16 protein-coding genes are annotated in these 19,486 nt (G+C 54.6%); 10 read left to right on the forward strand and 6 right to left on the reverse strand.

Translation table 11 applies throughout. From position 1 onward, the window contains the following. Positions 1 to 15 precede the first annotated feature (15 nt). Positions 16 to 1,125: a YcbX family protein gene (locus ACOTX4_RS11505; protein WP_003858174.1), complete on the forward strand. Its 1,110-nt coding sequence runs from the start codon at positions 16 to 18 to the stop codon at positions 1,123 to 1,125. On the opposite strand, the gene zapC is transcribed toward ACOTX4_RS11505, so the two are convergent. Both zapC and pyrD read right to left on the reverse strand, forming a co-directional pair. Further along, positions 1,122 to 1,664, reverse strand: a complete 543-nt coding sequence (gene zapC, locus ACOTX4_RS11510) for a cell division protein ZapC (RefSeq protein ID WP_003858176.1) — start codon at positions 1,662 to 1,664, stop codon at positions 1,122 to 1,124. The genes ACOTX4_RS11505 and zapC overlap by 4 nt on opposite strands. Before the next feature lie 166 nt (positions 1,665 to 1,830). Further along, positions 1,831 to 2,841, reverse strand: a complete 1,011-nt coding sequence (pyrD, locus tag ACOTX4_RS11515; protein WP_045331476.1) for a quinone-dependent dihydroorotate dehydrogenase — start codon at positions 2,839 to 2,841, stop codon at positions 1,831 to 1,833. Positions 2,842 to 3,089: 248 nt separating this feature from the next. Between pyrD and ssuE the strand changes: the two genes are divergently transcribed. Genes ssuE through ssuB form a run of 5 tightly spaced genes read left to right on the forward strand, consistent with a single transcriptional unit; the run spans position 3,090 to position 7,330 of the window. Beyond that, on the forward strand, positions 3,090 to 3,665 hold the full coding sequence (gene ssuE / locus ACOTX4_RS11520; protein WP_003858180.1) for an NADPH-dependent FMN reductase: 576 nt from the start codon (positions 3,090 to 3,092) through the stop codon (positions 3,663 to 3,665). Continuing rightward, positions 3,658 to 4,620 (forward strand): sulfonate ABC transporter substrate-binding protein, encoded by a 963-nt coding sequence (locus ACOTX4_RS11525; protein ID WP_032657957.1) that lies wholly within the window; start codon positions 3,658 to 3,660, stop codon positions 4,618 to 4,620. The genes ssuE and ACOTX4_RS11525 overlap by 8 nt, the downstream gene beginning before the upstream one ends. Next, positions 4,617 to 5,762 carry an FMNH2-dependent alkanesulfonate monooxygenase gene (ssuD, locus tag ACOTX4_RS11530; protein WP_017384817.1) on the forward strand — a complete coding sequence of 382 codons (1,146 nt, stop codon included), beginning with the start codon at positions 4,617 to 4,619 and terminating at the stop codon, positions 5,760 to 5,762. Before ACOTX4_RS11525 ends, ssuD begins: the two co-directional genes overlap by 4 nt. A 9-nt stretch (positions 5,763 to 5,771) precedes the next feature. After that, the gene (gene ssuC / locus ACOTX4_RS11535; protein WP_032608965.1) at positions 5,772 to 6,563 is read left to right on the forward strand and encodes an aliphatic sulfonate ABC transporter permease SsuC; all 792 of its coding nucleotides are present in this window, start codon (positions 5,772 to 5,774) and stop codon (positions 6,561 to 6,563) included. Then, positions 6,560 to 7,330 carry an aliphatic sulfonates ABC transporter ATP-binding protein gene (gene ssuB / locus ACOTX4_RS11540; protein ID WP_023324411.1) on the forward strand — a complete coding sequence of 257 codons (771 nt, stop codon included), beginning with the start codon at positions 6,560 to 6,562 and terminating at the stop codon, positions 7,328 to 7,330. The genes ssuC and ssuB overlap by 4 nt, the downstream gene beginning before the upstream one ends. Positions 7,331 to 7,433: 103 nt before the next feature. Here the strand turns inward: ssuB and pepN are convergent, their stop codons facing one another. Then, the gene (gene pepN, locus ACOTX4_RS11545; protein ID WP_421635378.1) at positions 7,434 to 10,046 is read right to left on the reverse strand and encodes an aminopeptidase N; all 2,613 of its coding nucleotides are present in this window, start codon (positions 10,044 to 10,046) and stop codon (positions 7,434 to 7,436) included. A gap of 254 nt (positions 10,047 to 10,300) precedes the next feature. On the opposite strand from pepN, the gene pncB reads away from it, so the two are divergent. The 4 genes from pncB to ACOTX4_RS11565 all read left to right on the forward strand — a co-directional run bounded on the left by pncB (position 10,301) and on the right by ACOTX4_RS11565 (position 16,112). Continuing rightward, positions 10,301 to 11,503, forward strand: a complete 1,203-nt coding sequence (pncB, locus tag ACOTX4_RS11550) for a nicotinate phosphoribosyltransferase (protein ID WP_003858188.1) — start codon at positions 10,301 to 10,303, stop codon at positions 11,501 to 11,503. Between the two features lie 168 nt (positions 11,504 to 11,671). Further along, positions 11,672 to 13,072, forward strand: coding sequence for an asparagine--tRNA ligase (asnS, locus tag ACOTX4_RS11555; RefSeq protein WP_003858191.1), 1,401 nt, complete (start codon positions 11,672 to 11,674; stop codon positions 13,070 to 13,072). Positions 13,073 to 13,678: 606 nt separating this feature from the next. After that, positions 13,679 to 14,737: a porin OmpF gene (gene ompF, locus ACOTX4_RS11560; protein ID WP_022650730.1), complete on the forward strand. Its 1,059-nt coding sequence runs from the start codon at positions 13,679 to 13,681 to the stop codon at positions 14,735 to 14,737. Between the two features lie 184 nt (positions 14,738 to 14,921). Then, a complete protein-coding gene (locus ACOTX4_RS11565; RefSeq protein WP_003858198.1) occupies positions 14,922 to 16,112 on the forward strand; it encodes an amino acid aminotransferase in 1,191 nt (396 codons plus the stop codon). 54 nt (positions 16,113 to 16,166) lie between these two features. Here the strand turns inward: ACOTX4_RS11565 and ACOTX4_RS11570 are convergent, their stop codons facing one another. From ACOTX4_RS11570 to ldtD, 3 genes are all read right to left on the reverse strand, one after another. Next, positions 16,167 to 16,814, reverse strand: coding sequence for an MBL fold metallo-hydrolase (locus tag ACOTX4_RS11570; RefSeq protein ID WP_022650729.1), 648 nt, complete (start codon positions 16,812 to 16,814; stop codon positions 16,167 to 16,169). A gap of 20 nt (positions 16,815 to 16,834) precedes the next feature. After that, entirely contained in the window at positions 16,835 to 17,386 is a 552-nt protein-coding gene (locus ACOTX4_RS11575; protein ID WP_003858202.1) for a YcbK family protein, read from the reverse strand. A gap of 175 nt (positions 17,387 to 17,561) precedes the next feature. Then, a complete protein-coding gene (gene ldtD / locus ACOTX4_RS11580; RefSeq protein ID WP_003858203.1) occupies positions 17,562 to 19,385 on the reverse strand; it encodes a L,D-transpeptidase in 1,824 nt (607 codons plus the stop codon). Between the last annotated feature and the right edge of the window lie 101 nt (positions 19,386 to 19,486).

A 19,486-nucleotide genomic window follows, 5' to 3' on the forward strand; every position in this document is an offset into this window, starting at 1 on the left:
TAGCGGGAGTGTGTAGTGGCGACGTTATCCAGGCTTTTTATTCATCCGGTGAAATCGATGCGCGGTATCGGCGTGACTCACGCGCTGGCCGATATGAGCGGATTCGCCTTCGATCGTATTTTTATGGTCACCGAGCCTGACGGTACGTTTATCACCGCACGTCAGTTCCCGCAGATGGTTCGCTTTACGCCTTCCCCGCTTCATGACGGGCTGCATTTGACCGCGCCAGACGGTTCAAGCGTCGTGATCCGCTTTGCTGATTTTGCGCCGCTTGATGCGCCAACGGAAGTGTGGGGCAATCATTTTACCGCGCGTATCGCGCCGGATAACATTAACCAGTGGCTCAGCGGCTTTTTCTCCCGTGACGTTCAGCTGCGCTGGGTTGGGCCTGCGCTGACCCGTCGCGTGAAGCGCCACGATGCGGTTCCCCTCTCCTTCGCGGATGGTTTTCCCTTTCTGCTGACCAGCGAGGCCTCGCTGCGAGATTTACAAAAACGTTGCAAAGCCAGCGTGCAGATGGAGCAGTTTCGCCCGAATCTGGTGGTGACCGGAGCGGAGGCCTGGGATGAAGATACCTGGAAAGTCATCCGCATCGGCAGCGTTATTTTTGACGTGGTGAAACCGTGCAGCCGCTGTATTCTCACCACCATTAGCCCGGAGAAAGGCCAGAAGCATCCTTCCGGTGAACCGCTAAAAACCTTGCAGTCATTTCGCACCGCGCAGGATAAAGGTGATGTCGACTTCGGCCAGAACCTGATCCCCCGCTCCAGCGGCGTGATCCGCGTGGGCGACGAGATCGAGATCCTTACCCGAGGGCCTGCCAGGGTGTATGGCGCAGGTCAGGAAGAAGAGATGGTTGACGTGGTAACCAACGTCGCTTCCGCGGTGGATATTCACTGGGAAGGCAAAGTTATCCGTGGTAACAATCAGCAGGTGCTACTGGAACAACTGGAACAGGCGGGTATCCGCGTACCGTATTCCTGTCGCGCGGGGATTTGCGGATGCTGTCGCATTAAACTGGTCGATGGTGAAGTGAGTGCCCTGAAGAAATCTGCGATTGGCGGTGACGGCACGATCCTGTGCTGTAGCTGTGTCCCGAAAACATCCGTACAGCTGGAAGCTTAAACCGCCTGTTCGAGGCTGAAGGAATCAACGCGCAGCTGTGGCTTCAGCCTGTCGTTCATCACTTTGATGGCATCACCTAACTGCATAACTCGCCCGGCAATGTTCACGCCGGGTTGGGCCAGCAAACAGAGCGCAGCGTTTTCACCGGGTTCAACCACCAGCAAATTCACCTCCTCTTCGGTATCGCTCAGATTGACGCTCGCCGCATCGCCGATAGCCGGGGTCCAGCTCATGCCGTGCGCAAGGAAATGCCAGCTTTTCGGCATTTGCGGTTTCAGGAAACGGATCGCCACCAGCGCGTTTAATACCAGTTCGGCGCGCTGTTCTTTGGAGAGATCGAGATCGCGGCATTTTTCTTCAAAAGAGAAATAGAGCGCGGCATCGTCAACGCAAAAGCCTGAGGGAGCAAACGCGTCTGGCGTTAACATTCGGCGCGCAAAACGAGAGCGAAACAACATGCCGTTGGCTAAGTCGAGCATCATACGGTCATGCTCTTCACAAAAATACCAGCGCCAGTTATCGTCAGGTTTAATTCGCATGTTTCTCTCCCGTCCCCTAAACGTCCTGTACTAAAAATGTCCTGTTTGCCGCTTCGCTTATAACACTAGTAATAAAAGACTATAATGTCTAAATAAGCAACAATGACGGAATATAAAACAACCAGGGCTGGAAATAAAGCCCTGGTTGTCTGATTAAGAGAAAAGATTAGATATGCGTGACGATTTCTTTAATCAGCGGCGGCCCTTTAAAAATAAAGCCGGAATAAATTTGCACCAGCGATGCGCCTGCCGCCATCTTCTCACGTGCAGCGATGACGGAGTCAATGCCACCCACGCCAATAATCGGCAGCTGGCCTTTTAATTCCGCGGAGAGTGCGCGAATAAATTCGGTGCTTTTTAATTGTACCGGACGGCCACTTAATCCACCCGCTTCGTCACAGTTTTTCATTCCCTGAACGAGAGAGCGATCGAGTGTCGTATTGGTCGCAATCACACCATCAATATTATGGCGAACTAAACTGTCGGCAACCTGGATCAATTCTTCTGCCGAAAGATCCGGGGCGATCTTAACCGCGACCGGAACATATTTATGGTGGATCGCCTGTAGCGCCGTTTGTTTATTTTTAATGGCGCTAAGAAGATCGTCGAGCGCTTCGCCATATTGTAATGAACGCAGCCCTGGGGTGTTAGGCGAGGAAATATTCACCGCAATATAACCGGCATAGGCATAGACTTTTTCCATACAAATCAGATAGTCATCTTTACCCTGCTCGACCGGCGTGTCTTTATTTTTGCCAATATTTATACCCAGCACGCCATCAAAATGGGCTTTCTTAACGTTCTCAACCAGATGATCGACGCCAAGGTTATTAAAGCCCATGCGGTTGATCAGCCCTTCGGCTTCAACCAGGCGAAACAGACGTGGCTTGTCATTTCCCGGCTGCGGACGCGGCGTTACCGTCCCGATTTCGATCGAGCCAAAGCCCATCGCACCGAGTGCATCAATGCATTCGCCATTTTTGTCCAGACCGGCCGCCAGGCCCAGTGGATTTTTGAAAGTCAGGCCCATGCACTGAACTGGTTTTTCCGGCACGTTTTGACGCACCAGCGCGGCCAGAGGCGTTCCTGTAATACGGCGTAACTGCTGAAATGTAAATTCATGAGCGCGCTCAGGATCGAGCTGGAAAAGGGCTTTACGAACGAAGGGGTAGTACATGAACTCTCCTGGATTCCCGGTGTGCAAACCGGGAGGGGATTATGTGCGATCCCGCCCGGAAAGGGAATTGACCTGTGGCAAAAAAGCCACGTAAAACGCAATCGTTTACTTATCGGTTCGCTTCTTATGCATTTTTCTGCATTCATCCTGAGGATAAATCATTTAGTGGAATAACCACGCAATGTCACACTCCTGAAAATTGTTATGAATGTTAGATAAAAGCAAACAATTAGTTATAAGGAGCAACCATGCGCGTCATTACCCTGGCCGGAAGCCCCCGCTTCCCCTCTCGCTCCAGCGCACTGCTGGAATACGCTCGCGAAAAGCTTAATGCTCTGGATGTCGAAGTGTGTCACTGGAATTTGCACAATTTCGCGCCTGAAGATCTGCTCTACGCCCGTTTCGACAGCCCGGCGCTGAAAACCCTGATCGAACAACTTAAGAGTGCTGACGGGCTGGTCGTCGCGACACCGATTTATAAAGCTTCTTTTTCCGGCGCACTGAAAACGCTCCTCGATCTGCTGCCCGAACGTGCGCTGGACGGTAAGGTCGTCCTGCCGCTGGCCACAGGCGGTACGGTAGCCCATTTACTGGCGGTGGATTATGCCCTCAAGCCGGTTCTGAACGCGCTGAAAGCACAGGAGATCCTGCATGGCGTCTTCGCTGACGACTCACAGGTAATCGACTACCAGCATAAACCGCATTTCACGCCGAATCTGCAAACCCGCCTCGACAGCGCGCTTGAAACCTTCTGGCACGCCCTGAATCGTCGGGATCGCCACGCGGCGGCATTTCATCAATCACAAGGAGTGGCGCATGTTTAAAACAGTTACCCGTATCGGGCTGGCAGGTCTGCTGGCAGTGGCGTCGCTGGCTCAGGCGACGGAGAAAGCGCCGGAGAGCCTGCGTATCGGTTATCAGAAAGGCAGCGTCAGCATGGTGCTGGCGAAAAGCCATGCGTTGCTGGAGAAGCGTTTCCCGGAGACCAAATTCTCATGGGTCGAGTTCCCTGCCGGACCACAGATGCTGGAGGCGCTGAACGTCGGGAGTATTGATTTAGGCAGCACAGGCGATATCCCGCCGATCTTTGCGCAGGCTGCCGGGGCGGATCTGGTTTACGTTGGCGTTGAGCCCGCCAAGCCGAAGGCAGAGGTTATTTTGGTGCCGGAAAACAGCGAGATCAAAAGCGTCGCCGACCTCAAAGGCCATAAGGTTGCTTTCCAGAAAGGATCCAGCTCCCACAACCTGCTGCTGCGCGCGTTGCAGGAGGCCGGCCTTAAATTCACCGATATCCAGCCCGTTTACCTGACGCCTGCCGATGCGCGCGCGGCGTTTCAGCAAAAAAATGTTGATGCCTGGGCTATCTGGGATCCGTATTACTCCGCCGCACTGTTGCAGGGCGGTGTGCGGGTGCTGAAAGACGGCACCACCCTGAAGCAGACCGGTTCGTTCTACCTGGCGGCACGTCCTTACGCTGAGAAAAATGGCGCATTTATTCAGCAGGTGCTGGATACCTTCTCTCAGGCCGATGCGCTGACCCAAAGCCAGCGTCAGCAGAGCATCACGCTGCTGGCAAAAACCATGGGCCTGCCTGAACCGGTGATCGCCACCTATCTTGACCACCGTCCTCCCACCACCATAGCACCGGTTGACGCCCACGTTGCCGCTCTCCAGCAGCAAACGGCAGACCTCTTTTATCAAAACCGCCTGGTTCCAAAGCAGGTGAATATTCGCGAACGCATCTGGCAACCCGCTGGCATTGAAGGAAAAAAATCATGAGTCTGAATCTTTTCTGGTTTTTACCCACCCACGGTGATGGACACTATCTTGGCACAGAAGAAGGCGCCCGCCCGGTCGATCACGGCTACCTACAGCAGATCGCCCAGGCGGCAGACCGCATCGGTTTTACCGGGGTGCTGATCCCGACGGGCCGTTCATGTGAGGATGCGTGGCTGGTTGCCGCGTCAATGATCCCCGTCACCCAGCGCCTGAAATTCCTGGTAGCCTTGCGCCCGAGCGTGGTGTCGCCCACCGTCGCGGCGCGTCAGGCGGCAACGCTGGACAGGCTTTCCAACGGCCGTGCGCTATTCAACCTTGTGACGGGCAGCGATCCGCAGGAGCTGGCGGGGGATGGCGTTTTCCTCGATCATACCGAACGCTATGAAGCCTCCGCAGAGTTCACCCGCGTCTGGCGACGTCTGCTGGAAGGGGAAACCGTCACCTTCGAAGGGAAACATATCCACGTTCGCGATGCGCAGCTCTACTTCCCGCCGGTACAGCAGCCGCGCCCTCCCCTCTATTTTGGCGGATCGTCGGACGTGGCGCAGGAGCTGGCGGCCGAGCAGGTCGATCTCTATCTGACCTGGGGCGAGCCACCGGAGCTGGTGAAAGAGAAAATTGCTCAGGTACGCGCTAAAGCCGCAGAGCATGGCCGTACGGTACGCTTTGGTATTCGCCTGCACGTGATCGTCCGCGAAACCAACGACGAGGCCTGGCAAGCCGCCGACCGTCTGATCGCTCATCTGGACGACGATACTATCGCTAAAGCACAGGCGGCGTTTGCCAAAACCGACTCCGTGGGCCAGCACCGGATGGCCTCCCTGCACAACGGCAAGCGTGAAAATCTTGAGATCAGCCCGAACCTGTGGGCCGGGGTGGGTCTGGTGCGCGGCGGCGCCGGCACGGCGCTGGTCGGCGACGGTCCAACCGTAGCGGCACGCATTAATGAATACGCGGCGCTGGGGATCGACAGCTTTATCCTGTCTGGCTACCCGCATCTGGAGGAGGCGTACAAGGTGGGTGAACTGCTGTTTCCGCACCTGGATGTCGCTATCCCGGAAATTCCGCAGCCACGCCAGCTTCAGTTACAGGGCGAAGCCGTGGCGAACGCGTTTATCCCGAGAAAAGTCGCGCAAAGCTAAGGAGCCACCATGTCTGCAACCGCACAAAAATGGCTACTGCGCGCCGCGCCGTGGTTTCTGCCCGTCGGCATTGTCCTCGTCTGGCAACTGGCGTCTTCAACTGGCTGGCTGTCGAGCCGCATTTTGCCCTCTCCGGAGGGCGTTGTGGAAGCGTTCTGGTCGCTCAGCGCCAGCGGTGAGCTGTGGCAACATCTTGCCATCAGCTCCTGGCGCGCGGTAATCGGCTTTTCGATTGGCGGAAGCATCGGCCTGACGCTGGGGCTGATCAGCGGCCTGTCCCGCTGGGGTGAGCGGCTGCTGGATACCTCCGTTCAGATGCTGCGTAACGTGCCGCATCTGGCGCTTATCCCGCTGGTTATTTTGTGGTTTGGCATTGATGAGAGCGCCAAAATTTTCCTCGTGGCGCTGGGAACGTTATTCCCGATTTATATCAATACCTGGCATGGGATCCGCAATATCGATCGCGGTCTGGTTGAGATGGCCCGCAGCTATGGCCTGTCAGGTTTTGCCCTGTTTACCCATGTGATCCTGCCGGGCGCCCTGCCCTCCATTATGGTTGGGGTGCGTTTTGCGCTCGGCCTGATGTGGCTAACCCTGATCGTGGCGGAAACCATTTCGGCTAACTCCGGCATTGGTTATCTGGCGATGAACGCCCGCGAGTTCCTGCAAACGGACGTGGTGGTGGTTGCCATTGTCCTTTATGCCCTGCTCGGCAAACTTGCGGACGTCAGCGCCCAGTGGCTGGAACGTAGCTGGCTGCGCTGGAACCCGGCCTACACCGCTCAGGAGGCGAAAGCATGAATACTGCACGACTGAACCAGGGAACACCGTTACTGCTGAACGGCGTGACCAAACGCTACGGCGACAACACCATTCTGAATGCACTGGATCTGCACATTCCTGCCGGACAGTTCGTGGCCGTTGTCGGCCGCAGCGGTGGCGGCAAGAGTACCCTGCTGCGTCTTTTAGCCGGGCTGGAAGCGCCAAACAGCGGTGACATTCTGGCAGGCACTACGCCGCTGGCCACGATTCAGGATGATACGCGCATGATGTTTCAGGATGCGCGTCTGCTGCCGTGGAAAACGGTGATGGATAACGTCGGGCTGGGCCTGAAGGGCAGCTGGCGGGAGGACGCCCGGCAGGCACTCGCTGCGGTAGGGCTGGAGAATCGCGCGGGAGAGTGGCCTGCGGCCCTGTCGGGTGGACAAAAGCAGCGCGTAGCGCTGGCACGCGCGCTGATTCATCGTCCCGGCCTGCTGCTGCTTGATGAACCGCTCGGCGCGCTTGATGCCCTGACGCGGATCGAAATGCAGGATCTGATTGAAACCCTATGGCAGACGCACGGCTTTACGGTGCTGCTGGTGACGCATGATGTCAGTGAAGCCGTGGCAATGGCAGACAGGGTGCTGTTAATAGAAGAAGGTAAAATTGGTCTGGATCTGACGGTAGATATTCCGCGTCCTCGCCGCGTGGGATCGGCCCGACTGGGGGAGCTGGAAGCCGAAGTGCTGGATCGGGTGATGAAGCGTGGGGTAAGTGAACGGGTGTTGATTAAAGCTAATGCCTGATGCCCGCACCCCGGCCCTCTCCCACAGGGAGAGGGAGAAAAAACTAAAAACGGCAACCGAGGTTGCCGTTTTGCTTTTACCTGCCCACCGGGCAATTTTTTTATTACGCTAAGGCCTTAGCAATCTTCTCGTACAGATCGCCAGACAGATTTTCCAGCCCTTTCAGCTGCTCAAGCGCGGCGCGCATTTTCGCCTGACGCTGCGCATCGTAACGTTTCAGGCGGATCAGCGGCTCAATCAGACGAGACGCCACCTGCGGGTTACGGCTGTTCAGCTCGGTCAGCATTTCAACCATGAACTGATAACCGCTGCCGTCTTCGGCATGGAACGCGGCCGGGTTGCTGCTGGCGAAGGCACCAATCAGAGAGCGGACGCGGTTCGGGTTGCTCATGGTGAACGAACGGTGCTTCAGCAGGCTACCTACTTTGCTGAGTACATCGGCTGCCGGACTGGTGGCCTGAAGGATGAACCACTTGTCCATCACCAGACCATCCTGATACCACTTGTCGTCGTACTCCTGCATCAGCGCATCGCGGCACGGCAGCTCGGCGGCAACGCTTGCAGCCAGCGCGGCCAGGGCATCCGTCATGTTATCGGCTTCGTGGTACTGCTTGCTGACCAGCGTGTTCGCCAGCTCTGCCTCACCAAACGCCAGATAGCGCAGGCAGGTATTGCGCAGGGAACGTTTACCGATATCCGCATGTTCCACCTGATACGCGTCCAGCTTGTTGGCGTTGTAAATGGCGAGGAACTCATCTGCCAGTTCGGTCGCCAGCGTGCGGGTCAGCGCTTCACGCACGGCGACGATGGCAATCGGATCAATGATGTCAAACAGCTCGGCGATTTCAGTCGCAGACGGCAGCGTTAAAATTTCAGCCGCCAGCGCCGGGTCAATGTTCTCATCCAGCAGGATGGCACGGAACGCGTCTGCCACATGAACCGGCAGCGTCAACGGCTGGCCCTGCTGGTAACGGTTGACGTTCAGCTTGATGTAGGTCGCCAGCAGACTTTGTGCCGCATCCCAGCGCGAGAAATCGTTGCGCGCGTGACGCATCAGGAACGTCAGCTGCTGATCGCTCCACTTGTATTCGAGTTTCACCGGCGCGGAGAATTCGCACAGCAGGGCGGGAACGGGCTGGAAATAGACGTTATCGAAGATAAAGGTCTGCTCTGCCTGGGTCACGTTCAGCACGTTATGCACCGGGTGACCGCCCTTCTGTAACGGGATCACGTTGCCTTCGTTGTCGTACAGCTCAACGCTGAACGGAATGTGCAGCGGATGTTTCTCTTCCTGCTCGGCCGTTGGCGGCGTGCGCTGGCTGATGGTCAGCGTGTACTGCTCGGTTTCCGGGTTGTAGTCGTCTTTGACCGTCACGATCGGCGTACCGGCCTGGCTGTACCAGCGGCGGAAATGAGACAGATCCACGTTAGAGGCGTCCTCCATCGCCTGGACGAAATCGTCGCAGGTGGCCGCACTGCCGTCGTGACGCTCGAAGTAAAGCTGCATCCCTTTCTGGAAATTCTCTTCGCCCAGCAGGGTGTGGATCATGCGGATAATTTCAGCGCCTTTTTCATACACCGTCAGGGTGTAGAAGTTATTCATCTCAATGACTTTATCCGGGCGGATCGGGTGGGCCATTGGGCTGGCATCTTCTGCAAATTGCAGACCACGCATAGTGCGCACGTTGTTGATGCGGTTCACCGCCCGCGATCCCAGATCGGAGCTGAACTCCTGATCGCGGAAGACGGTTAAGCCCTCTTTCAGGCTCAGCTGGAACCAGTCGCGACAGGTGACGCGGTTCCCGGTCCAGTTGTGAAAATATTCGTGGCCGATAACGCGTTCGATATCGAGGTAATCTTTATCCGTGGCGGTATCGGTACGCGCCAGCACGTATTTGGAGTTAAAGATGTTAAGACCTTTATTCTCCATCGCGCCCATGTTGAAGAAATCGACAGCAACAATCATATAGATATCGAGGTCATATTCGAGACCAAAGCGCGTTTCATCCCACTTCATGGAGTTGATGAGAGAGGTCATTGCCCACGGTGCGCGGTCAAGGTTGCCACGGTCCACGAACAGCTCCAGCGCGACTTCACGGCCAGAGCGCGTTTTAAAGGTGTCGCGAAGAACATCGAAATCTCCCGCTACCAGCGCAAACAGATAGCAGGGTTTAGGGAACGGATCCTGCCACTGTACCCAGTGACGGCCATTCTCCAGTTCCCCCTCGCCAATCCGGTTGCCGTTGGAGAGCAGGTACGGGTACAGCGTTTTGTCGGCAATAATTTTGGTGGTAAAGCGCGCCAGGACGTCCGGGCGATCAAGATACCAGGTAATGTGGCGGAAACCTTCGGCTTCACACTGGGTACACAGGGCTACGCCTGACTGGTAAAGCCCTTCCAGCGCGGTATTGGCGGCAGGGCTAATTTCATTCACGATGCGCAGGGTAAAGCGTTCCGGCAGGTTGTCGATGACCAGCTGGTTGCCTTCTTCTTTATAGTCTGACCAGGCTTCATCGTTAATATGCAGGGAAACCAGCATCAGGTCTTCACCATCCAGACGCAGCGGCACGGCTGTCGCGCTCTGGCGCGTCACCTGGCTTACCGCCGTCACGACGGTTTTTGTGGCATCCAGGTCGAAAGTCAGATCGATATCGCTTATCAGGTATTCCGGCGCACGGTAGTCGTGGCGGTATTTAGCTTGTGGCTGTTGTGTCATAGAAAACCTTATGCATCGTTTGTCGAGTAACGATTCAATATATTCCTGTTGTGTAAAACGCGCTATGCAGAATGTTCATCTTTTCAGGCACAACGCCCTTTTTAGCTACATTTTTATAACACGGGGCACGAAATGCTCTCGACCATAAAGTGTGCTTATGTTGTGATCGGGGTTCAATAAATCACTAAACAGGGTATACTCCGGAGTTGTTTATTGTACTAAACGCTCCCGTGAGAGGATGCTACAGCGCACCTATGACTCAATTCGCTTCTCCGGTTCTGCATACGTTGCTGGATACCGACGCGTACAAGCTGCATATGCAGCAAGCCGTGTTTCACCACTATCATGATGTCCATGTTGCGGCGGAATTTCGCTGCCGGGGTGACGACTTGCTGGGTATCTACGCAGATTCCATTCGTGAACAGGTCGAGGCCATGCAGCATCTGGCGCTCACCGATGACGAATATCAGTGGCTTTCAGGCCTGCCTTTCTTCAAAGCGGACTATCTTAACTGGCTGCGTGAGTTCCGCTATAAGCCGGAACAGGTCACCGTCACCAATGATAACGGCAAGCTGGACATTCGTCTGACCGGCCCGTGGCGCGAGGTGATCATGTGGGAAGTGCCGCTTCTGGCCGTGATCAGCGAGCTGGCCCACCGCTATCGCTCCCCTGAAACCGGTGTGACGCAGGCGGTCGCCGCTCTGGAGAATAAACTCGTTGAGTTTTCCAGACTGACCGAAGGGCTGGATATGTCCCGCTTCCGTCTGATGGACTTTGGCACGCGCCGCCGCTTCTCTCGCGAGGTTCAGGAAGCCATTGTCAGACGTCTGCAACAGGAGCCGTGGTTCGTTGGCACCAGTAACTACGATCTGGCACGTCGCCTTGATTTAACGCCGATGGGCACCCAGGCGCACGAATGGTTCCAGGCGCACCAGCAGATCAGCCCTGACCTTGCCAACAGCCAGCGCGCCGCCCTCGCCGCGTGGCTAGAGGAATACCCGGATCGGCTGGGTATTGCCCTTACCGACTGCATTACCATGGACGCGTTCCTGCGCGACTTTGGCCCTGAGTTTGCCGAACGCTACCAGGGGTTACGCCATGATTCCGGGGACCCGGTTGAATGGGGTGAGAAAGCCATCGCCCATTACGAAAAGCTGGGTATCGACCCAATGAGTAAGGTGCTGGTCTTCTCCGATAACCTTGACCTGGCAAAAGCCGTCGACCTTTATCGCCATTTCTCATCGCGGGTGAACCTGAGTTTCGGGATTGGTACGCGGTTAACCTGTGATATCCCTCAGGTGAAACCGCTGAACATCGTCATAAAACTGGTGGAATGTAACGGTAAGCCGGTCGCGAAGCTCTCCGACAGCCCTGGCAAAACCATCTGCCATGACAAAGCGTTTGTCCGCGCATTACGTAAAGCCTTCGATCTGCCTCAGGTTAAAAAAGCCAGTTAACGGCTTCGGGGGGGCCTTCATGGCTCCCCTTCTCTTATTTATTTCTTATTTCTTCTCTCAAGACGGTGAAATTTACTTGTCTGATAGCGGATGGCAGGTAACATAGATATCCCCCCTATAAGGGCGGACAAGTGTTTATTTTTTCCGACTATTAACAGAGAGAATATTATGAGCGTTGTGCCTGTAGCCGACGTACTCCAGGGCCGTGTCGCCGTTGACCAGGAGGTCACCGTGCGCGGATGGGTGCGTACTCGCCGAGATTCTAAAGCTGGCATCTCCTTCCTCGCCGTCTATGACGGTTCCTGCTTTGATCCTGTACAGGCCGTCATTAATAATTCTCTGCCCAATTACAATGATGACGTTCTGCACCTGACAACCGGCTGTTCCGTGATCGTCACCGGTGTTGTGGTGGCCTCTCCGGGCCAGGGTCAGAGCTACGAAATTCAGGCGACCTCGGTGGAAGTGACCGGCTGGGTTGAAGATCCGGACACCTATCCGATGGCTGCAAAGCGTCACAGCATCGAATATCTGCGTGAAGTTGCGCACCTGCGTCCGCGCACCAACCTGATTGGTGCGGTTGCCCGCGTGCGTCATACGCTGGCGCAGGCGCTGCATCGCTTCTTTGACGAGCAGGGTTACTTCTGGGTTTCTACTCCGCTGATCACGGCATCCGATACCGAAGGCGCAGGTGAAATGTTCCGCGTTTCAACGCTGGATATGGAAAACCTGCCGCGTACGCCGGAAGGTAAAGTGGATTACGACAAAGACTTCTTTGGTAAAGAAGCCTTCCTGACGGTTTCTGGCCAGCTGAACGGCGAAACCTACGCCTGTGCGCTGTCTAAGATCTATACCTTCGGCCCAACCTTCCGTGCGGAAAACTCCAACACCAGCCGTCACCTGGCGGAATTCTGGATGCTGGAGCCGGAAGTGGCCTTTGCCGATCTGAATGACGTGGCAGGCCTGGCAGAAGCGATGCTGAAATACGTGTTCAAAGCGGTTCTCGAAGAGCGCGCAGACGACATGAAATTCTTCGCTGAGCGTGTCGATAACGACGCCATCGCCCGTCTTGAGCGCTTCGTCTCCGCAGACTTCGCGCAGGTGGATTACACCGACGCGGTCGCTATCCTGGAAAAATGCGGTGAGAAATTCGAAAACCCGGTTTACTGGGGCGTGGATCTCTCCTCCGAGCACGAACGTTATCTGGCAGAGAAGCACTTCAAAGCACCGGTTGTGGTGAAAAATTATCCGAAAGACATTAAGGCGTTCTATATGCGTCTTAACGAAGACGGTAAAACCGTTGCCGCGATGGACGTGCTGGCGCCGGGCATCGGTGAGATTATCGGTGGCTCCCAGCGTGAAGAGCGCCTGGATGTGCTGGACGCGCGTATGCAGGAGATGGGTCTGAACCCGGCGGACTACAGCTGGTATCGCGATCTCCGTCGCTACGGCACCGTCCCGCACTCCGGCTTTGGCCTTGGCTTTGAACGTCTGATTGCTTACGTAACAGGTGTTCAGAACGTACGTGATGTGATTCCGTTCCCACGCACACCGCGTAACGCAAGTTTCTAACCGACCAAATCCTTAATGGCCAGCAAATGCTGGCCATTATTTTATCCTGCAATGTCAGTTTTCGTCAGTCAAAAGTAAGCGTATTTAAACCACAACCCCGCGATTACCCCTACCTGTTACGTTTTGTTTCCACGAAATATCCTGAGACAAAAAAATAACCCCATTTTTATGGCGCTTAATACATTCCTTACGCAATAGCACAAAAAACAACCACCCTCACAGCCATCTGGATGGCTTTTGTCGATTATAAGAAATAATGAGCCGTTTAACTTCTGTTTATACGAAAGGCCTTTAGCTAAATTAAACATAAGGAAATCATATATATAAGAATAAAGCGGAGGTTTAATTCACCAGATAGCGCTGAAGTTTGAGGTGCTTCACAAAGTTCCCAAAATTACACATTTAGTTACATATATTTTCTTTTGGTAACTGAATCTTGAAGATTGTAGCACTTTCAGTGTAGCGAAACGGTTCTATGAATGGAAAGATGCCTGTCAGACACATAAAGACACCTAACTCTCATCAATAGTTCCGGAAATATTTATTGACAGAATTTATTGACGGCAGTGGCGAGTGTCATAAAAAAACCAATGAGGGTAATAAATAATGATGAAGCGCAATATCCTGGCAGTGGTAGTCCCTGCCCTGCTGGTAGCCGGTGCAGCAAACGCTGCTGAAATCTATAACAAAGACGGCAACAAATTAGATCTTTACGGGAAAGCAGTCGGCCTGCATTACTTCTCCGATAACGACAGCAATGATGGCGACAACACTTACGCACGTCTGGGCTTCAAAGGCGAAACTCAGATCAACGATCAGCTGACTGGCTACGGTCAGTGGGAATACAACTTCCAGGGTAACAACTCTGAAGGTGGCGATGCACAGAACGGCAACAAAACCCGTCTGGCATTCGCAGGTCTGAAATTCGGTGACGCAGGCTCCTTCGACTACGGTCGTAACTACGGTCTGGTCTATGATGCAATCGGCATCACCGATATGCTCCCTGAGTTCGGTGGCGACACCGGCGCGAGCGATAACTTCTTCTCTGGCCGTACCGGTGGCCTGGCGACGTACCGTAACAGCAACTTCTTCGGCCTGGTTGACGGTCTGAACTTTGGTGTTCAATACCTGGGCAAAAACGAGCGTACTGATGCAGTACGTTCCAACGGCGACGGCTGGGCAACCTCACTGAGCTATGATTTCGAAGGCTTCGGCATTGTGGGTGCTTATGGCGCCGCTGACCGTACCAACAACCAGCAGACGCTGGAATGGGGTAAAGGCGACAAAGCTGAACAGTGGGCAACCGGCCTGAAATATGACGCGAACAACATCTACCTGGCAGCTATTTATGGCGAAATGCGTAACGCAGCGCGTCTGGGCAGCCGTGGTTTCGCTAACAAGTCTCAGGACTTCTCTGTTGTCGCTCAGTACCAGTTCGATTTCGGTCTGCGTCCATCCATCGCTTACTACAAATCTAAAGCGAAAGACGTAGAAGGTATCGGTGACGAAGACTACATCAACTACATCGACGTTGGTGCGACATACTACTTCAACAAAAACATGTCTACCTATGTTGACTATCAGATCAACCAGCTGAAAGACGACAACAAGCTGGGCATCAACAACGACGACATCGTGGCTCTGGGTCTGGTTTACCAGTTCTAATCAGCACACCTCGTTGTTATATGCTTAATGAACAGGGCTTCGGCCCTGTTTTTTTATTCCTGAGAGAAAATAATAGCGACTTTTGAAAAGCCGCACGCTTTTCGTCGCAAACGGTTGGCATTTTGTAAATCTACCGTTAACCTGATAGCGGATTTCACTTCTGTAATCACAATGGAACTTCGTCATGTTTGAGAACATTACTGCCGCTCCTGCCGACCCAATTCTGGGCCTGGCCGATCTGTTTCGTGCCGACGACCGCCCTGGCAAAATCAACCTGGGTATTGGTGTATATAAAGATGAAACCGGCAAAACTCCGGTACTGACCAGCGTCAAAAAAGCTGAGCAGTATCTGCTGGAAAACGAAACCACCAAAAACTACCTCGGTATTGATGGTATCCCTGAATTTGGTCGCTGCACCCAGGAGCTGCTGTTCGGCAAAGGCAGCACCATTGTGAGCGAAAAACGCGCCCGCACGGCGCAGACCCCAGGCGGTACCGGCGCACTGCGCGTGGCGGCAGATTTCCTGGCGAAAAACACTTCTGTGAAGCGTGTGTGGGTAAGCAATCCAAGCTGGCCGAACCATAAGAGCGTGTTTAATTCTGCGGGTCTGGAAGTGCGTGAATACGCCTACTACGACGCAGCCAGCCACGCGCTGGATTTCGACGGCCTGCTGGCCAGCCTGAGCGAAGCCCAGGCGGGCGATGTGGTGCTGTTCCACGGTTGCTGCCATAACCCAACCGGTATCGATCCTACGCTTGAGCAGTGGGAACAGCTGGCTAAGCTGTCCGTTGAAAAAGGCTGGCTGCCGCTGTTTGACTTCGCTTACCAGGGCTTTGCCCGTGGTCTGGAAGAAGATGCAGAAGGTCTGCGTGCATTCGCCGCCGTGCATCAAGAGTTGATAGTCGCAAGCTCCTATTCCAAGAACTTTGGTCTGTATAACGAGCGTGTCGGCGCCTGTACGCTGGTGGCTGCTGACGAAGCAACCGTCGATCGCGCATTCAGCCAGATGAAGTCCGTGATCCGCGCTAACTACTCCAACCCACCGGCACACGGTGCGTCTGTGGTCGCGACGATCCTGAGCAACGATGCGCTGCGCGCCATCTGGGAACAAGAGCTGAACGATATGCGTCAGCGCATTCAGCGCATGCGTCTGCTGTTTGTGAACACGCTGGCTGAGAAAGGCGCTGACCGTGACTTCAGCTTCATCATCAAGCAGAACGGCATGTTCTCCTTCAGCGGCCTGACCAAAGAGCAGGTGCTGCGCCTGCGTGAAGAGTTTGGCGTGTATGCCGTTGCATCTGGCCGCGTGAACGTTGCAGGTATGACGCCTGACAACATGGCGCCGCTGTGCGAAGCCATTGTCGCGGTGCTGTAACCTGCATCCCTAAAAAAAAGCCTGCATCGTGCAGGCTTTTTTATTTTACCGGGTTTACCAGACAGGCATTTCATCCTGAAGGAACGGGTTATGCAACCGCTCATCCCCCAGCGTTGACATTGGTCCGTGTCCAGGGATAAACGTCACATCATCACCTAACGGTAATAACTTCTGCTTAATCGACTGAATCAGCTGACCGTGATCGCCGCGTGGGAAATCACTGCGTCCTACGCCCCCTTTGAAAATCACGTCACCGGAAATCAGCAGACGCGACACGTCATCAAAGAAGACAATATGGCCGGGCGTATGTCCGGGGCAATGCAACACCTGTAAAGTTACATTCCCTACGTTAACGCGATCGTCTTCGTTCAGCCAGCGGTCCGGTGTCAGTGGCTGACAGTCTTCCAGGCCAAACATACGGCTTTGAGCAGGTAATCCCTGTAGCCAGAACTCATCTTCTTTTTCCGGGCCGATAATCGGCACACCGTAGTATTCAGCCAGTTCAGCCGCTGCACCCACATGGTCGAGATGGCCATGGGTGAGTAAAATCTGCATCAGCGTTACACCGCTGGCAGCGACTTCCTGCTTGATTGTCTCAGCGTCGCCACCGGGATCAACAAGCGCGGCCAGTTTAGTTTGTTCACACCAGATCAATGAACAGTTCTGTGAGAACGCGGTAACCGGAATAATACGATAGTTCATACTGCTCCTGTGTTTCGTTATTACCAGTGCCGAACCGGCCCGGTATCAATATGCACAAAGTTGCTACGTGGGTAGTATCCTACACCACCTGCGCGCATAGATAACGCCGCTTTGCGAATATTGGCTAACGAAACGCCCTCAATATGGAAATCCATCGCCTGCCCTTTGGTGTGATAGCTTTTTTTCGCTACCCCACGGCTGTGGGCACGCAGTTCATTGTTGGTATCCAGAGAGCGATAGCCAGAGATGAGCTGCACCGGCCTTTTGGTCCCCAGCAGTCCCTGCAAGCGGTAAAGCTGATCGAATAATCCAGGGTCGATGGCTTTGATTTTATTCGCGCGGAAATCACGGAAAAAATGGTTGAGTCTTGCTAATTCATCCTGAATATAGCCTCTGCCATCGAAAAATTCCGCTTTAAGCGTCTCACCAGTATGCAGATTGTTGAGCGTTAAAATACGCGGACGAGGTGTCGAGAGGGTGGCAAATGCTGGCGTCGGAAGGATGGCTGCTGCGCCCAGCGCAACGCCACCTAACGCCAGCAATTTGCGGCGATTAGCGTCAAATTTGTCCATGATAATCAGGTCTACAGGTAAAAGAAATTGTCAATATGCTTAGCGCACGAAGGGCACCATAACTGGCAAAACCTGTTACGTCAAGGCGCCCAACCCCAGTAAATACGCGGCTTGCAGCCAGATCGCCTCATATTCACCATAACTTACGACAATCATTTTTACCGAACTACTTCATTTACCTGATTAATTGTTCCGCTTTTGGCAAAATTTGTGCGCCGGATCGCGCTGTCAGATCATAATTGTAAATATCTGTACGATACTGGGTACGTCCGTCTGCCCCTACAAACGCCGTCAGATAGTAAAGATTGACCGGAATATTGTGGCGGATATTGACATAACGCGTATCTCCCTGCTTCAGCGCATCTGATATCCGCGTATCGTTCCAGCCTGCATCCTGCAACAGCATATTCGCCAGCTCAGAGGCCTTGTTCACGCGGACACAGCCGGAGCTGAGCGCGCGTGCGTCTTTCTGGAACAAATTATGGTTCGGGGTATCATGCAGATAGATTGCGTCCGAACTTGGCATATTGAATTTGTAACGTCCCAGCGAGTTATGTGCGCCCGGTGCCTGCTGGAAACGGAACGGCAGGTTCGAAGGCGTAATCGTTGACCAGTCCACCATCCAGGGGTCAATCGCTTCTTTGCTGTTCCAGCCACGCATCACCGTATAGTTATGTCGCTCCAGATAACCCGGGTCATTCCAGACCTTAGGCAGAATATCTTTGCGCGCCAGCGTCGGCGGCACGTTCCACGGCGGGTTAACCACCACGTTATTCAGCGCGCTGCTCATCATTGGCGTTTTACGGTCAGGTCGGCCGACAATCACGCGGGACGCCAGCACTTCACTACCGTCCTGATAGTAGACCAGGGAGTACGCCGGAATGTTGACCATAATGCCGGTGGATAACGTGCCCGGCAGCAAGCGCAAGCGCTGGATATTCAACGCCAGCACTCCAGCCCGCTGGGCCGGAGAGACGTTCAGCCAGTCGCGAGTAGATGGACCAATCACGCCGTCAGCGCCCAGCCCCTGCGCGGCCTGGAACTGCTTCACTGCGGCGACCAGCTCGCGATCGTAAGCGGCGGGCTTATTGCTCAACGCAACGGCGGTTTTCTCTTTTACCGGCGCCGACGGGCTGACGACCGCATTTTGCGTCTCGTCACCGGGCAGTGCAATTTTAGGGCCGCTGTCGAGAATGCCGGAGCGTTTCATAATTTCGCGGATCGCAGGCACATCGCTGCTCCACTGCCCCGGACGCAGCGTTGTGGTGCCGCGCAGCTGAGGCCACGGGCGGGAATCCGCAACCAGCTCAAGAAGCGACTGATGCATCGTGGCATACTGCGGATGGGCAGGCGCAAGGCTTGCGATAAAGCGCGGCAGTTCGCCGTTATCCAGCGACAGCTGCCACTGGTTAATGACGGACAGCGCAGGCGTCGCCAGCTTGTACGGCTTACTGCTGTATAACCAGCGGTTGCCGTTCACCGAAATCCCCGCAACAAATTGTAAGTAGCCCATCATGGCATCAGACAGCACCACGTCACGCGCTTGTCCGGTCACGGCAGGATCGGTCAGGAGTTCAACCCAGGTCGTGAACTGCGGCTGAAAACCTGCAATCGCCACTTCAGCCAGCTGCTGCTGGAAGGCACGTACCGCCTCGCGATTTTCCCACATCGGTTTCATATCGCGCGCAGCGTAAAGCAGCGTGAGCTGGTTAATATAAGCGGGAGTATAGCCCGAGGGCAGCCCGGTCATAAGCTGCTGACGTAATGATCCAGTATCGATGCCTTCCGGCAGCGGTTTAATGCCGGCCATGATGGCCGTCGCCGGAGACTGATCCAGCGGTTGTGACAGTGACGTCGGCTGCGCGCCCATCGTCGCGGAGCTGTCAGTCGGTACAATTTCAGGCTCATCGGCCTGAGCGGTAAACAGTGGAGCAAACATCACTGTCAGGCACAAACTCAGCGCAGACAGCTGACGACCACGATTCTTCTTAAGCAACATCCCTTGCCCCCTGTTTTTCACGACATGCCCAGTATTCTGGAGCTTTCCTTCAGTATAGAAAGGCATACACGCTGCTGCCTTGCCTTATGTAAAGAAGTTTA

The organism is Enterobacter cloacae complex sp. IR5459, assembly GCF_049238005.1.
In the GTDB taxonomy this organism is placed as follows: domain Bacteria; phylum Pseudomonadota; class Gammaproteobacteria; order Enterobacterales; family Enterobacteriaceae; genus Enterobacter; species Enterobacter hormaechei_C.